Origin of the sequence: Kutzneria sp. CA-103260, assembly GCF_018263855.1 — a bacterium.
Lineage (GTDB): Bacteria > Actinomycetota > Actinomycetes > Mycobacteriales > Pseudonocardiaceae > Kutzneria.
This window is the reverse complement of sequence record NZ_CP073318.1, coordinates 1,938,231-1,954,516: the sequence shown is the minus strand read 5'-3', so window position 1 is coordinate 1,954,516 and position 16,286 is coordinate 1,938,231. Positions and strand designations below refer to the sequence as shown.

7 protein-coding genes and 3 rRNA genes are annotated in these 16,286 nt (G+C 65.2%); 3 read left to right on the top strand and 7 right to left on the bottom strand.

Annotated elements, in window-relative coordinates; translation table 11 throughout:
- Nucleotides 1-8: 8 nt before the first annotated feature.
- Nucleotides 9-1,025, bottom strand: a complete 1,017-nt coding sequence (locus JJ691_RS08545; protein WP_211768234.1) for an SDR family oxidoreductase — start codon at nt 1,023-1,025, stop codon at nt 9-11.
- Between the two features lie 180 nt (nt 1,026-1,205).
- On the opposite strand from JJ691_RS08545, the gene JJ691_RS08540 reads away from it, so the two are divergent.
- The gene (locus JJ691_RS08540) at nt 1,206-2,441 is read left to right on the top strand and encodes an MFS transporter (RefSeq protein WP_211768233.1); all 1,236 of its coding nucleotides are present in this window, start codon (nt 1,206-1,208) and stop codon (nt 2,439-2,441) included.
- Here JJ691_RS08540 and JJ691_RS08535 read toward each other — a convergent pair whose 3' ends face one another.
- On the bottom strand, nt 2,442-3,098 hold the full coding sequence (locus JJ691_RS08535) for a class I SAM-dependent methyltransferase (RefSeq protein WP_211768232.1): 657 nt from the start codon (nt 3,096-3,098) through the stop codon (nt 2,442-2,444).
- Between the two features lie 74 nt (nt 3,099-3,172).
- On the opposite strand from JJ691_RS08535, the gene JJ691_RS52125 reads away from it, so the two are divergent.
- Nucleotides 3,173-4,072 (top strand): helix-turn-helix transcriptional regulator, encoded by a 900-nt coding sequence (locus tag JJ691_RS52125; RefSeq protein ID WP_249227780.1) that lies wholly within the window; start codon nt 3,173-3,175, stop codon nt 4,070-4,072.
- A 12-nt stretch (nt 4,073-4,084) separates the two neighbouring features.
- On the opposite strand, the gene JJ691_RS08525 is transcribed toward JJ691_RS52125, so the two are convergent.
- From JJ691_RS08525 to JJ691_RS08505, 5 genes are all read right to left on the bottom strand, one after another.
- Entirely contained in the window at nt 4,085-5,686 is a 1,602-nt protein-coding gene (locus tag JJ691_RS08525) for an amidohydrolase (RefSeq protein WP_211768231.1), read from the bottom strand.
- Nucleotides 5,687-6,070: 384 nt separating this feature from the next.
- Nucleotides 6,071-6,187 (bottom strand): 5S ribosomal RNA (gene rrf / locus JJ691_RS08520).
- 104 nt (nt 6,188-6,291) lie between these two features.
- Nucleotides 6,292-9,406 (bottom strand): 23S ribosomal RNA (locus tag JJ691_RS08515).
- A 358-nt stretch (nt 9,407-9,764) separates the two neighbouring features.
- Nucleotides 9,765-11,281, bottom strand: a 16S ribosomal RNA gene (locus JJ691_RS08510).
- Together the 16S, 23S and 5S rRNA genes form the textbook arrangement of a ribosomal RNA operon.
- 471 nt (nt 11,282-11,752) lie before the next feature.
- Nucleotides 11,753-12,373 carry a hypothetical protein gene (locus JJ691_RS08505; RefSeq protein WP_211768230.1) on the bottom strand — a complete coding sequence of 207 codons (621 nt, stop codon included), beginning with the start codon at nt 12,371-12,373 and terminating at the stop codon, nt 11,753-11,755.
- Nucleotides 12,374-12,718: 345 nt separating this feature from the next.
- On the opposite strand from JJ691_RS08505, the gene JJ691_RS52120 reads away from it, so the two are divergent.
- Nucleotides 12,719-16,231 (top strand): discoidin domain-containing protein, encoded by a 3,513-nt coding sequence (locus JJ691_RS52120; protein WP_249227779.1) that lies wholly within the window; start codon nt 12,719-12,721, stop codon nt 16,229-16,231.
- Nucleotides 16,232-16,286 lie beyond the last annotated feature (55 nt).

Below are 16,286 nucleotides of genomic sequence, written 5' to 3'. Positions count from 1 at the left end.
ACCCGAGCTCAGGCCGCCGCGCCCAGCGCGAGCAGGCTCTCCGCGGTCTCGACGATGGTCTGCTCGATCGGGCGCGGCCGCCAGCCCAGGACCCGCCGGGCCTTCTCGGAGGTGGCGTCGAAGTTCTTGCCCAGCTGCGGAAGGATGAGCCGCAACTGGGGATTGACCTTGCCCACGGTGCGGGCGACCCAGATCGGCAGCTCGCGCGTCGGCACCTTGCTCGCCCGCTCGCCGAGGCGGTCACGAAGGACCTTCGCGATGTCCCGCATCCACAGGCTGGGCCCGGACTGGGCGATGAACCGCTCCCCCACCGCGGCCGGGTCGGTCATGGCGCGCAGGTGCAGATCGGCCACGTCGCGCACGTCGACATAGCCGGAGGCGAACTTCATGCTGGCCGGCACTTCGCCGTCCAGCATGCGCTTGATCAGCCCGAGCGACGGCGAGTAGTCGGCGCCCAGCACCGGGCCAAGCACGCCGACCGGGTTGACCGCGGCCAGCTCCAGCCCGTTGCCCTCGGTGGCGATGAAGTTCCACGCGGCGCGTTCGGCCAGGGTCTTGGACTTCTGGTACGGCGGGATCCCGCCGTCCACGTTGGTCCAGTCCTCCTCCGTGAACGGCGTCGAGCGATCAGGGTGGCCGTAGGCGACGGCGCCGATCGCCGAGGTCAGCACCACCCGCCGAACTCCCGTGTCGCGCGCGGCCCGCAGCACGCGCAGCACACCGTCACGGGCCGGCACCACCATCTCGTCATCGTTGCGCGGCACGCTCGTGAGCGTGGGCGACGCCACGTGCAGCACGAAGTCGCACCCGTCCACCGCTTCGCGCCATCCCTCGTCGTGTTGCAGATCGGCCGCCAGCACTCGAAGTTCACCATCGGCCCCGCCCCGCGCCAGCATCGCGCGCAGCCCGGGCTCCTTCGCGAGGTCGCGGACGGTGGTGCGCACCGAGTGGCCGGCGGCCAGCAGGTCGAGCACGCACCAGCTGCCGATATAGCCGGACCCGCCGGTCACCAGGACTTCAGCCATGATCGTTCACTCCGTTCGGTGTCCACAGGAGACGCGCTGTGCTCGCCGACGACGTTAACGGAGAGCTCTCCGCTTAGTCAATCGACAGCACGCCCAACCGGAACGTGACACCGCTCGCATTATCGGAGAACTCTCCGCTAAACCGCCGACCAGCGCAACCGCCTTGCTAGAGTTGCCGGAGTGGACGCACCCCTGCCCCAGCGCCGCTGGCCGGCCCTGCTCGCGCTGGCGCTCGGCGCGGTCGCGATCGGTCTGACTGAATTCGTGCCGGCCGGCCTGCTGCCCCAGATCGCGCAGGACGTGCTCGGAGACGAGTACGTCCACGCGCCGTCTCAGGCGGTGGCCCGGGCCGGCTGGATGATCACGGCCTACGCGCTGGGTGTCGTGGTGGGCGCGCCACTGATCGCCGTGGTCACCGCTCGGATGCGGCGCAACCACCTGGTCATCGGTCTGCTGGTGCTGTTCGTGCTCGGCACCATCGCCTCGGCGCTGGCGCCGACGTTCGAACTGGTGCTGGTGGCCAGGTTCGTCGCCGGTCTGCCACACGGCGCGTACTTCGGCGCGGCTGGGCTGTTGGCCGCCTCAATGATGGGCCCGGGCACCGAGGGCCGCGGATTCGCCATCGTCCTCAGTGGACTCACCGTGGCCAACGTCGCCGGCGTGCCGCTGATCACCTTGCTCGGGCAGACCGCCGGCTGGCGCGTCGCCTATCTGGTGATCGCCGCGGTTTTCGTGCTGGCGCTGGCCGCGGTGGCCGCTACGGCGCCGAAGACGCCGGCCGCGGGCGGGTCGCCGGCCGCCGAGTTGCGCGCGCTACGTCGGCCGCAGGTGTGGTTGGTAGCCGTGACCGGCGCGCTCGGATTCTCCGGGTTCTTCGCCGCGACCAGCTACATCGCGCCGATGACCACGTCGGTCACCGGCCTGCCGGCCACCGCGGTCGCGTGGGTGCTGGTCGCCGTCGGCCTGGGCATGACCGCGGGCAACGTGCTCGGCGGCTGGTACGCCGACCGCCACCCGCAGCGCGCCATGCTGCTCGGCTTCACCGGCATGATCCTCGCGACCGCGTTCGTCTGGCTGACCGCCGCCTGGCCCGTCGGCTTGTTCACCGGCGCTTTCCTGGTCGGCGCGACCACTCTGTTCCTGGCCCCCGCCCTGCAGGCGCGGCTGATCGCGGTTGCCCCGGGCGCGCAGCTGATGGGCGCGGCGCTGAACCAGTCGGCTACGAACATCGCCAACAGCCTCGGTGCAGCCGTGGGCAGCGTGGTGATCGGCGCGGGCCTGGGCTACCGCGCCCCGGCGGCGGCCGGCGTCGCCTTCGGCGTGATCGGCCTGGTGCTCGCGGTCATCGGCGCTGTGCTCAATCGCCGCAACGCCGCTGACGTCCCAAGCGCGCAGACCGTTATGGCCAAGCGGTAGTCACACCGGACGCACGGCCCGGTAGTAGCCGACCGCGCCCAGGACGGGATGGCGGCGCGTGGCCACCCTCTCGCAGTCGAGGCCGGCCGCGCCGAACAACTTGGGGACGGCATCGCCGGCGTTGTCGCCCAGGTGCCCCGACTTCATCATGTTCCGGCTCAAGAACCCATGTGCCCCATGCGCTTCGCCGGTGAAGTCGACCAGGTGCAGGCGGCCGCCGGGACGCAGCACCCGCGCCACCTCCCCGGCGGTGGCTATTTTGGTGTCCTGGTCCAGGTGGTGCAGCATCAGCGCGGACAGCACTCGGTCAAAACTGCCGTCGGCGTAGGGCAACTTCTGCGAGTACCCGCGCTCGAACCGGATGCCGTCGAGGTTGCGGGCCTTGCGCTGCGCGATGGCGAGCGCCCGCGGATCCGGGTCGGAGCCGACCACCTCCACGGCGGGGTTGGCGCGCTTGAGCCGCACGGACAGGTTCCCGGTGCCGCAGCCGATCTCCAGCACGCGTTGCCCGTCGGCCAGGGCAGCCTGGCTGATCAGGGTTCGGTGCACGGCCGCCGCGCCGAGCAGCCCGGTGAACAGGTCGTAGAACGGCAGGAACGCGTCCCGCCCGGCCGCCGGCAGGTAGTCCGGCTCGGTGTTGGGATGATTTTTCGTCACGGGCTCCATGGTGCAGCCCAGGCATGGTCCGACATGTGGTCGATACTTGGCGAAAGTAGGACTATCTTCGGGTCATGATGGAGGTGACGGGACCGGTCCGCTACCGCGCCGGCGTGCCGGTCTACCGCTACCGGAACGCCCCGGACACGCCGTCGGTCTCGGTGATGCGGTTCGACGCGGACGTCGAGCAGCCCGCCCACGGACGGCGCCACATCCACGACTTCCCGGTGCTGGTCTACGTCGAACAGGCCGGTGACCCGCCGCAGCTGGTCAAGGACGGCGATGTGTACGTGCTGGCCGCGGGCGCGGCGATCGACCCGACCATCGCGGATCCGATCACCGTCGGGCGGGGCGTGTACTTCGATCCGGCCGCGCTGGGCGGCGACGACACGCCGTGGTCTTCTCATCCGCTGCTTTTCCCGTTCCTGCACGGAATTCCCGACGGCCTGCTGCGGCTGCGCGTGCCACCGGAGCGGCGGCCGATGTGGTCGGCGACGATCGCCGCGATCGAGACCGAGCTGGCCGCCCGCGCCGAGGGCCACCGGCAGGCCGTGCTCGCCCACCTGACGCTGCTGCTGGTCGACGTCGCGCGGCTGGCCACCGATGTCGTGGGCGACCTGCGTCGTAGCAACCAGACACTGCTGGCCGAGGTGTTCGACGTCATCCAGCAGCGGTTGGCCGAGCCGTTGTCGCTGCGCGACGTGGCCAGGAGTGTCGGCGTGACGCCGGGGTATCTGACCACGCTGGTGCGGCAGCGCACCGGACGCACCGTGGTGGACTGGATCACCGAGCAACGCATGGTCCAGGCCCGCCGCCTGTTGACCGACACGGACCTGCCGGTCAGTGAGATCGCCCGCCGCGTCGGCATGCCCGACCCGGGCTACTTCGCGCGGGTGTTCCGGCGCGGCAACGGCGTGTCACCACGGGAATGGCGTCGCCGCACGCCCGGGCAGCTCTTCGCCGGCCGGGCATGACCGCGCACCGGTCTACCGCACGAGCCGGCCGCCCACGATGGTGCGCACCGGATTCAGGTCGCGCAGGACATCGCCCGGACACTTGGCGGGATCCTGGTCCCAGACGGTGAGATCGGCGAGGCGGCCCGGCGTGAGCGTGCCGCGCAGGTGCTCCTCGCCGACCAGCCGGGCCGCCTGCGTGGTGTGCAGGGCGACGGCCTCGTCGAACGTGATGGCGTGCTCAGGCCCCTGCACGCCGATGACGGTCTGCCGGGTCGTCATGCCCCACACCGACCGCATGGCGCCGAACTGCCCCACCGGAAAGTCGGAACCAGCGGAAACCATTGCACCGTGGTCAATCCAGCCGCGGGCCGGGAACAGGGCGGCGACCCGCTCCGGACCCCAGTACTCCCGCTCCACCTCAGCGGTGTCGTGTAGCAGCGGCTGCTGGATGGTGACCGGGATGCCCAGCGCGACCGCCCGCGTCTGCTGCTTGGGGCTGGCCAGGCCGCCGTGTTCCATGACGAGGCTGTTCGCCGGCAGCCCCAGGTTGTCGGCCAGGACCTGCTCGTACACGTCCAGTAGAACGCGGACGGCCCGGTCGCCGTAGGCGTGCGTGCCGACCCGCCAGCCGCGGCGGACCACCGCCGTCACGGCCTCCACCAGCGCCTCGGGCTCCCAGATCAGCGTGCCGGAGAAGGCGTGGTCGCAGGCGTACGGCTCCTCGGTGGCACCGGCCTCCAGGCCGCCGTCGAGGCCGAACTTCACGCCCCAGACCTGCAACCACGGATCGGAGCGGTAGCGGAAGTCCTCCATGGCGTCGAGCAGGTCCGTCAACTCCTTGCCGTGCAAGCCAAACGCACCGATCAGCGCTCGAACCCGGGTGCTGAGCGCATTGTTCTCGCGCGCGGCGCTCAGCACGGCGTAGTCGTCGAGGGAGACGGCGCAGTCGCGAACCATGCCGATTCCCGTTGCGGCGTACTGGCTGCTGGCCAGGCGCAAGCCGTCCACCCGCTGCCCCTGGTCCGCCCTGGGCACCAGCCGCTCCACCAGACCCATGGCGCTGTCGATCAGGCGGCCGTTGAGCCGCCCCCGCTCGTCACGGCCGATCACGCCGCCGGCCGGAATCGGCGTGTCCTCGGTGACGCCCGCCAGCCGCAGCGCGTAGTTGTTGACGACATCGTTGTGGCCGCCGCGCTTGACCAGCACCGGGTGGCGGTCGGTGGCCCGGTCCAGCTCGGCGGCGGTCGGCATGCGCCGCTCCGCCAGGTTGAACTCCTGCCAGTTGGTGGTCGTGCGAATCCACTCGCCCTCGGGCGTCATGGCCGCCCGCTGTCGGATCAGCTCCAGGAACTCGGGAATCGTCGTGGCCTCGTGCACCGGGACGTCGTGCGCGCTCAGACCGGCGAAGATCAGGTGAGTGTGGGTGTCGTCGAACGACGGCAGCACCGTGGCCTCGGGCTCGTCCACGATCTCGGTCCGCTTGGACACCAACTCGTCCAGGCCCTTCGGATCCGTCGACACCGCCACGATGCGGTCACCCCGCACCGCCACCGCCCGCTGCGGGGCCTGGCCCGGCACCAGCGTGTGCACCGCCGCGGCCCGGATCAGCAGGTCGGCACCGTGATCAGCCATCGTCTTCTCCCACTTCGACTCGACGCTCTCCGCCCCGCCAGTTCTACGGGCCAACCGCCGAAACACCGCATTTCGCGGCCCTGCGAGCAGAGATCACGCCATCGAGGAGGCCACTTGTGCAGATCCTCCGACATCAGAGTCGCCGATCCCCCGAACAGCACGCCCGGAAGGTGGCCGAGAGCCGACAGGCTCGTGCGGCACCAGCTCACGGTCTGCCTGGCGACTTGGCCCAATTTCCCCTTGAACGCAAAAAATCCCCCAACCCATGTTGGGGGTCTGGGGGCGAAGCCCCCAGGTCGGGGGTGTGGGGGTCGCCCCCCACATACAAACACGAAATGACGTCCCCTGTTCGCGTTTTCCGCGAACAGGGGACGCCCAAGTAAATTTCGGCGGCGTCCTACTCTCCCACACCCTCACGAGTGCAGTACCATCGGCGCTGGAGGGCTTAGCTTCCGGGTTCGGAATGGGACCGGGCGTTTCCCCTCCGCTAACACCACCGAAACACTATGAAGAAAACCACCACACACAACCCAGAAACCCCTACGGGTCTCCCGGTCATGCCGGTCGGTTCCTTCAGAACCACACAGTGGATGCGAAGCGTCTTTGTAGACAAGCCCTCGGCCTATTAGTACCAGTCAACTCCACCCCTTACAGGGCTTCCATCTCTGGCCTATCAACCCCATCGTCTATAGGAGGCCTTACCCTCTCAAAGGAGGCAGGAGATCTCATCTTGGAACAAGCTTCCCGCTTAGATGCTTTCAGCGGTTATCTTTTCCGAACGTAGCCAACCAGCCATGCCCCTGGCGGGACAACTGGCACACCAGAGGTCCGTCCATCCCGGTCCTCTCGTACTAGGGACAGCCTTCCTCAAATCTCCAACGCGCACGGCGGATAGGGACCGAACTGTCTCACGACGTTCTAAACCCAGCTCGCGTACCGCTTTAATGGGCGAACAGCCCAACCCTTGGGACCTACTCCAGCCCCAGGATGCGACGAGCCGACATCGAGGTGCCAAACCATGCCGTCGATATGGACTCTTGGGCAAGATCAGCCTGTTATCCCCGGGGTACCTTTTATCCGTTGAGCGACCACGCTTCCACAAGCCATGGCCGGATCACTAGTTCCGACTTTCGTCCCTGCTCGACCCGTCAGTCTCACAGTCAAGCCCCCTTGTGCACTTGCACTCAACACCTGATTGCCAACCAGGCTGAGGGAACCTTTGAGCGCCTCCGTTACCCTTTGGGAGGCAACCGCCCCAGTTAAACTACCCACCAGGCACTGTCCCTGAACCGGATCACGGTCCGAGGTTAGACACCCAGAACGACCAGAGTGGTATTTCAACGACGACTCCACCAGCACTGGCGTGCCAGCTTCACAGTCTCCCACCTATCCTACACAAGCCGAACCGAGCACCAATACCAAGCTATAGTAAAGGTCCCGGGGTCTTTCCGTCCTGCCGCGCGAAACGAGCATCTTTACTCGTAATGCAATTTCACCGGGCCTGTGGTTGAGACAGTCGAGAAGTCGTTACGCCATTCGTGCAGGTCGGAACTTACCCGACAAGGAATTTCGCTACCTTAGGATGGTTATAGTTACCACCGCCGTTTACTGGCGCTTAAGTTCTCAGCTTCGCCCCAAAGGACTAACCGGTCCCCTTAACGTTCCAGCACCGGGCAGGCGTCAGTCCATATACATCGTCTTACGACTTCGCATGGACCTGTGTTTTTAGTAAACAGTCGCTTCTCGCTGCTCTCTGCGGCCGAAAAACCCTAGCCCGCAAGGGGCTTCAAGTCCCTCGGCCCCCCTTCTCCCGAAGTTACGGGGGCATTTTGCCGAGTTCCTTAACCACAGTTCACCCGAACGCCTCGGTATTCTCTACCTGACCACCTGTGTCGGTTTGGGGTACGGGCCGCATAAACACTCGCTAGAGGCTTTTCTCGACAGCATAGGATCACTCTACTTCGCCTCAATCGGCTACGCATCACGTCTCAGCCTACACGTCAGGACGGATTTGCCTACCCTGACAGCCTACACGCTTACACCAGTATTACCACTGACTGGCGGAGCTACCTTCCTGCGTCACCCCATCGCTTGACTACTACTAGATCGGATCCCGCGCACTCCAGACTTCGCCCGAAGGCTCCATCTTTCGCGGGCGGTTAGCATCACTAGCCTCACCATGGACGCGTTTACACGGGTACGGGAATATCAACCCGTTGTCCATCGACTACGCCTGTCGGCCTCGCCTTAGGTCCCGACTTACCCTGGGCGGATTAGCCTGGCCCAGGAACCCTTGGTCATCCGGCGGACGAGTTTCTCACTCGTCATTCGCTACTCATGCCTGCATTCTCACTCGTGTAGTGTCCACGGCTAGGTTCCCCTGCCGCTTCATCCCCCACACGACGCTCCCCTACCCATCCACACAACTGGACTCCAGCAAACTGGAGCCGGTCACATGTGCGAATGACACAGCTTCGGCGGTGTGCTTAAGCCCCGCTACATTGTCGGCGCAGGACCACTTGACCAGTGAGCTATTACGCACTCTTTAAAGGGTGGCTGCTTCTAAGCCAACCTCCTGGTTGTCTGGGCGACCCCACATCCTTTCCCACTTAGCACACACTTTGGGGCCTTAGCTGGTGTTCTGGGCTGTTTCCCTCTCGACTACGAACCTTATCGCCCGCAGTCTCACTGCCGCGCTCTCACGTAATGGTATTCGGAGTTTGGTTGATTTCGGTAAGCTTGTAGGCCCCCTAGACCATCCAGTGCTCTACCCCCACCACGAAACACACGACGCTGCACCTAAATGCATTTCGGGGAGAACCAGCTATCACGGAGTTTGATTGGCCTTTCACCCCTAACCACAGCTCATCCCCCAGGTTTTCAACCCTGGTGGGTTCGGGCCTCCACACGGTCTTACCCGCGCTTCACCCTGGCCATGGCTAGATCACCCCGCTTCGGGTCTAGAGCACGCGACTAAAACGCCCTATTCGGACTCGCTTTCGCTACGGCTACCCCACACAGGTTAACCTCGCCACGTACCACTAACTCGCAGGCTCATTCTTCAAAAGGCACGCCATCACCCCTGCAAAGGAGGCTCTGACGGATTGTAAGCACACGGTTTCAGGTACTCTTTCACTCCCCTCCCGGGGTACTTTTCATCTTTCCCTCACGGTACTAGTCCGCTATCGGTCACCAGGGAGTATTTAGGCTTAGCGGGTGGTCCCGCCAGATTCACAGCAAATTCCACGAGCTCGCTGCTACTTGGGAACATCACAACAGAGACAGCATGTTTTCGCGTACGGGACTATCACCCTCTACGGTTGGGTTTCCCAAACCCATTCCACTAACACACTGTTTTCTGACTCTGCGCTTACATGGCAGCATAAGCAAGCAACGTCCCACGACCCCACAAACGCAACCCCTGCCAGGTATCACACGTCCATGGTTTAGCCTCATCCGCTTTCGCTCGCCACTACTCACGGAATCACGGTTGTTTTCTCTTCCTGTGGGTACTGAGATGTTTCACTTCCCCACGTTCCCTCCACACGCCCTATATATTCAGGCGCGGGTGACCCCACATGACTGAGGCCGGGTTTCCCCATTCGGACACCCTCGGATCACAGCTCGGTTGGCAGCTCCCCGAGGCTTTTCGCAGCCTCCTACGTCCTTCATCGGCTCCTGGTGCCAAGACATCCACCGTGTGCTCTTCACAACTTGACCACAAAGATGCTCGCATCCACTGTGTAGTTCTCAAAGAACAACCAGGAAGCCCAACCTATTCGCGAGGCACCTTGCTCCACCATGCTGGTGGCCGGTTTGCACTCAGGTCGAACCCTGTGGTTTGAAGCAACACCACAAACGCGTGTTCCCTCAGGACCCAACAGCGTACTGACAGGACCAGAACCCTCACCGCGACCACGTTCCACGCCCCGAGGGGCAGTACTAGCAGTGCGGGACAATCCCAGCACCCTGCGTCTAGCCAGCATCCACATCTATGAGCAACCACCCCAAAGACGTTCGCTCTGGTTGGTGGTCCTCCGCAAGGTCCGAGACGAACCAAGCGTTGGGTGCTCCTTAGAAAGGAGGTGATCCAGCCGCACCTTCCGGTACGGCTACCTTGTTACGACTTCGTCCCAATCGCCAGTCCCACCTTCGACCGCTCCCTCCCTCACGGGTTGGGCCACGGGCTTCGGGTGTTACCGACTTTCGTGACGTGACGGGCGGTGTGTACAAGGCCCGGGAACGTATTCACCGCAGCGTTGCTGATCTGCGATTACTAGCGACTCCGACTTCACGGGGTCGAGTTGCAGACCCCGATCCGAACTGAGACCGGCTTTATGGGATTCGCTCCACCTCACGGCTTAGCAGCCCTTTGTACCGGCCATTGTAGCATGTGTGAAGCCCTGGACATAAGGGGCATGATGACTTGACGTCATCCCCACCTTCCTCCGAGTTGACCCCGGCAGTCTCCCATGAGTCCCCGCCATTACGCGCTGGCAACATGGAACGAGGGTTGCGCTCGTTGCGGGACTTAACCCAACATCTCACGACACGAGCTGACGACAGCCATGCACCACCTGTACACCGGCCACAAGGGGGCCAATATCTCTACTGGTTTCCAGTGCATGTCAAGCCCAGGTAAGGTTCTTCGCGTTGCATCGAATTAATCCACATGCTCCGCCGCTTGTGCGGGCCCCCGTCAATTCCTTTGAGTTTTAGCCTTGCGGCCGTACTCCCCAGGCGGGGAACTTAATGCGTTAGCTACGGCACGGAGGACGTGGAAGCCCCCCACACCTAGTTCCCACCGTTTACGGCGTGGACTACCAGGGTATCTAATCCTGTTCGCTCCCCACGCTTTCGCTCCTCAGCGTCAGTATCGGCCCAGAGACCCGCCTTCGCCACCGGTGTTCCTCCTGATATCTGCGCATTTCACCGCTACACCAGGAATTCCAGTCTCCCCTACCGAACTCAAGTCTGCCCGTATCGACTGCAAGCCCACAGTTAAGCTGTAGGTTTTCACAGTCGACGCGACAAACCGCCTACGAGCTCTTTACGCCCAATAATTCCGGACAACGCTCGCACCCTACGTATTACCGCGGCTGCTGGCACGTAGTTAGCCGGTGCTTCTTCTGCAGGTACCGTCACTCGCGCTTCGTCCCTGCTGAAAGAGGTTTACAACCCGAAGGCCGTCATCCCTCACGCGGCGTCGCTGCGTCAGGCTTTCGCCCATTGCGCAATATTCCCCACTGCTGCCTCCCGTAGGAGTCTGGGCCGTGTCTCAGTCCCAGTGTGGCCGGTCGCCCTCTCAGGCCGGCTACCCGTCGTCGCCTTGGTAGGCCACTACCCCACCAACAAGCTGATAGGCCGCGGGCCCATCCTGCACCGCCGGAACTTTCCACCACCGATCATGCGATCAGAGGTCATATCCGGTATTAGACCCAGTTTCCCGGGCTTATCCCAGAGTGCAGGGCAGGTTGCCCACGTGTTACTCACCCGTTCGCCGCTCGTGTACCCCGAAGGGCCTTACCGCTCGACTTGCATGTGTTAAGCACGCCGCCAGCGTTCGTCCTGAGCCAGGATCAAACTCTCCAATAAGGATTGTGTTGATCGAGACTAGTACAAACTTGGCCACAGAGATTCAACTCTGCATCCAGTTCAGTAACCATCTCAAAGGAACCCACTAAGGGGTTATTCATTGTTACTGGCTATTACAGTACGCTGTTGAGTTCTCAAAGAACACACGCACACCGTCACTAGGCTCATTCAAGCCGCGTTCGGGGGCTTTGGTGTTTCTCTCGCTTGTGTTTGAAGCTTATCCGGTCCGGATTCTCCCTGTCAAATCGGCTTGTTCTCGCCGATTTCCTGGGGTTCGTCCCGGGCGTCACTGACTCTACCAGACTTTCTCAGTGGCTTTGTCGGTGACCCGCTGGCGTCCGTTTCCGTCCTGCCCTGCGGTACGTGGAGAACATTAGCAGCCGATCCAACACGCTTCCAAATCGACCCCCTGCGCGAGCACCCCAAGATCCATCACCGCAGGTCAGCGCCGTGCACCCCTGATACCGGCGTTCACCGGTCGGGGTCGCTCGCCCGCTCGCGACGGTGTCGACGTCGCACATCTGCCTCGACGGCCGTCACCAACCGGTCCCACGCGCGGTGCGCCGACTCCGTGTCCTCATCCCGTTCCAACGCGTCGAAGAACTGCGCCGCTACCGCCGTTGCCCGACTTCCTGATTCCGCGTGGACTTCGATGAACCGGAGCACAGGGTCCTTGGCCGCCAAGCCGGCGTTCCTGAACCGCTCGGCCGCTTGCCGCTGCCCGGCGAAGCTGACGGCGTCGTGCCCGGGATCGATCGGCGCCCAGTTCACGTTGGCCAGCGTGATGGCCGAGGAGTGGTTCGCGTACGCGGCATAGGCACTGGCCACGTCCTGCGCCAGCGGATGCCACTGCGCCATCGTCTGGCGGGCGCGCCTCTTGATCCAGTCCGCGTCCACCAGCCAGTTGTAGCCGATGGCCAGGGTCAGGAAGCCGCTGCAGAACGCGATCACGCCGGAGATCAGGTTCACGCTGATCGGGTGGTCCTGCAGCCAGCGCAGCTGCCACCCCTCCAGGTACATGCCGAGGGAGAAGGACACCACGAGACCCACGGCCAGCAGCACCAGGAAGCTTCTCGGCGCACGTTGGGTCACCGCCGCCTCCGTTCCCCTCACCAGCGTCGATCGCAGCGCGGCGGCTGCATGGTAAGGCGGCGGACGTCGCTGCCGGCGGCCGCTCGCGGCAGTTCACTCGTTGAGCCGCAGCCACCCCGCCGTCCGCAGGTCCAGGCCGGTTCTTGCATTCACATGTAAGTATTTACGTGTGAATGATCGAGATATTGCGCGATCATGTCGACGGGATTACGGTCCTGGACACCTGCCCCTGCTTCTGCTCCGCCGCACCAGCCGCTCAGGTCGAGCTGTCGACGTCGTTGTCCAGCCATCCCTGCCGAGAGTGAGCGCACCATGGTCAGACTCATCGGAGATCTGCGACGCACAATGGTTCTGGCGACGGGCGCGGCCCTGGTCGCCGCCGGCGCCGTCGCGGTGACCGCACCGTCCGCAGCCGCCGCGACCGCCACCGGCGGCAGCGGCGCCACCCTGCCCTACGTCGAGGTGCAGGCGGAGAACTCCGCCACCAACGGCACCGTGATCGGCCCCAGCTACACCCAGGGCCAACTGGCCGACGAGGCGTCCTTCCGCAAGGCGGTGACGCTCCAGGGCACCGGCAAGTACGTCACCTTCACCACGCCGGTGGCCACCAACTCCATCGACTTCCGCTACAGCATCCCGGACACCGGCAGTGGCTCGGTCTACACCGCGCCGCTGTCGCTGTACGTCAACGGCGCCAAGCAGAGCGACTTCACGCTCACCAACGCCTACAGCTGGTTCTACGGCAGCTACCCGTTCACCAACACGCCGGGCAGCAACCCGCACCACTTCTACGACGAGGCCCATCGGCTGTTCACCACGACCTACCCGGCCGGCACCACCTTCACGCTCCAGGTGGACAGCGGGGACACGGCGTCGTCCTACACGATCGACTTCGCCGACTTCGAGCAGGTCGGGGCGGCGCTGCCGCAGCCGGCCGGCTCCGTGTCGGTGACCAGCCAGGGCGCCGACCCGACCGGCGGCACGGACGCCACCGCGGCGTTCAACGCGGCGATCAGCGCCGCGGGCTCCGGCGGCACGGTGTGGATCCCGCCGGGCACCTACAACGTCCCGGGCCACATCGCGGTCAACAACGTCACCGTGGCGGGCGCGGGCATGTGGTACTCGACGGTCACCGGCACCGCGCCGGGCTTCTACGGCAACTCCGCGCCGTCCCCGAGCACCGGCGTGCACCTGCGGGACTTCGCGATCTTCGGCAACGTCCAGGAGCGCTGCGACAGCTGCCAGGTCAACGGCATCGGCGGCGCGATGAGCAACTCAGGCGTCAGCAACCTGTGGATCGACCACATGAAGGTCGGCGCGTGGATGGACGGTCCGATGACCGGCCTGACGTTCACCGGCATGCGCATCCGCGACACCACGGCCGACGGCATCAACTTCCACGGCGGCGTCACCAACTCCACGGTGACCAACAGCGATCTGCGCAACACCGGCGACGACGGCATCGCCACCTGGGCCGACTCCAGCATCGGTGCGGACGCCAACGACACGATCTCCAACAACACCGTGCAGTTGCAGATCCTGGCCAACGGCATCGCGATCTACGGCGGCCACGACAACACGGTGAGCGGCAACCTGGTGCAGGACAGCGGCATCACCCAGGGCGGCGGCATCCACGTCGGCCAGCGCTTCACCTCGACGCCGGTCGGCACGACGACGATCTCCAACAACACCCTGATCCGCAACGGCAGCCTGGACCCGAACTGGCAGTTCGGGGTGGGCTCGCTGTGGTTCGACGGCAGCCAGGGCGCGATCACCGGCCCGATCAACGTGACCAACGCGCTGATCGAGCAGAGCCCGTACGAGGCGATCCAGTGGGTCGAGGGCACGGTCAGCGGCGTCAACCTCAACAACGTGACCATCGCCGGCGCCGGCACCTTCGCCTTCCAGGAGCAGACCGGCGGCTCCATGTCGGCGACCAACGTGGTGGCCACCGGCATCGCGCAGAACCCGCCGAGCTACAGCTGCGAGGGCGGCAACTTCACGATCACCGACAACGGCGGCAACTCCGGCTTCACCCCGACGCAGTGCGCCGGCGACAACCCGACCCCGGTCTACCCGCCGTACCCGCCCACGGGCGTCACGACCGCGCCGAGCGCGCTGAACTTCGGGGCGGTGGCGACCGGCGCGACCAGTGCCGCGCAGACGGTGATGGTCGCCAACCCGACCAATGCCGCTGCCTCGGTCTCGTCCATCTCCATCAACGGTGATTTCGCGCAGACCAACACCTGTGGCTCGTCGATCCCGGCAAACGGGTCGTGCACGGTCAGCGTGACCTTCAAACCGACGGCGACCGGCAGCCGGGCCGGGACCTTGACCGTCAATGCCGGCGGCGTCACCAACACCGTCGGTCTGTCGGGCACGGGCACCGCGCCCGGACCGGTGCTGAGCGCAAGCCCCGCAAACCTTTCGTTCGCCGGCACGGTCGTCGGATCCACGGCCCCCTCGCAAACCGTGACGGTGACCAACACCGGCACCACGGCGGCGACCGTCTCCGGGGTCTCGGTGACCGGAGACTTCAGCCAGACCAACAACTGCGGCACGATCGCGGTCAACGGGACCTGTGCCGTGACGGTGTCGTTCAAGCCGACCACTGGCGGCGCACGCACCGGCGCGGTCACGATCACCAGCAACGCCAACAACAGTCCCACCAGTGTCGGGTTGTCCGGCTCCGGTATCGACAGCAGCACGAACATCGCCGCCGGCCGGCCGGCGTCGGCGAGTTCGAGCAACGGCTCGTTCGTGCCGGCCAACCTGACCGACGCGGACGCGTCGACGTACTGGGAGAGCGCGAACGGCTCGTTCCCGCAGTGGGCCCAGGTGGACCTCGGCCAGAACTACGGCGTCGGCAAGGTGGTCCTCAAGCTGCCGCCCTCGACGGCATGGGGCGCCCGCACGCAGACGCTGTCCGTACAGGGCTCGACCGACGGCTCGAACTTCACCACGATCGTCGGCTCGGCCGGCTACACCTTCGACCCGACCGCTAACAACAACACGGCGACCATCACCTTCCCGGCCGCCACCGCGCGGTACGTGCGGGTGAACATCACCGCCAACACCGGCTGGCCGGCTGGGCAGCTGTCGGACTTCGAGGTCTTCCCCAGCGGCAGCGGCAACACCGGGACCACGTTGTCGGTCGCGCCCGCGTCGCTGACTTTCGCCAGCCAGGCGGTCAACACCACCAGTAACGCTCAGAGCGTTACGGTCTCGAACACCGGTTCCGCCGCGGCGGCCATCTCCGGGATCACCACGTCCGGGGACTTCGCGCAGTCCAACACGTGCGGGAGCTCGGTCGCGGCCGGCGGCTCGTGCACGGTCAGCGTCACCTTCACCCCGACCGCGTCGGGCACCCGCGCCGGCACCCTCACCATCTCCAGCAACACTCCTACGACCGTGGCGCTCACCGGCACCGGCGCTGGTGGTGGCAACACGAACCTGGCCTCGGGCAAGCCGACCAGCGAGTCCAGCCACACCCAGAACTACGCGTCCGCCAACGTGACCGACGGCGACCAGAGCACGTACTGGGAGAGCGCCAACAACGCGCTGCCGCAATGGGTTCAGGTCGATCTCGGTTCCGCCAACAGCGTCGGCCGTGTCGTCCTGCAACTGCCGGCGTCGTGGGGCTCCCGCAGCCAGACGCTGTCCCTTCAGGGCAGCACCGACGGCAGCAACTTCACCACTCTTCTGAGCTCGGCGAGCTACACCTTCGATCCCGCTTCCAACAACACGGTGACCATCACCTTCCCGGCCGCCTCCGCGCGGTACGTCCGGGCGAACATCACGGCCAACACCGGCTGGCCCGCCGGCCAGCTGTCGGAGCTCCAGGTTTGGAACTCCTGACCCCGTAGTCGACACGGATCGGGTGGCATCGGGTGATGCCACCCGATCCGCATGT

Coding starts and splice junctions, on each gene's coding strand:
- JJ691_RS08545 (WP_211768234.1), bottom strand. CDS start 1,025: ATGGCTGAAGTCCTGGTGACCGGCGGGTCCGGCTATATCGGCAGCTGG.
- JJ691_RS52125 (WP_249227780.1), top strand. CDS start 3,173: ATGATGGAGGTGACGGGACCGGTCCGCTACCGCGCCGGCGTGCCGGTC.
- JJ691_RS52120 (WP_249227779.1), top strand. CDS start 12,719: ATGGTTCTGGCGACGGGCGCGGCCCTGGTCGCCGCCGGCGCCGTCGCG.
- JJ691_RS08525 (WP_211768231.1), bottom strand. CDS start 5,686: ATGGCTGATCACGGTGCCGACCTGCTGATCCGGGCCGCGGCGGTGCAC.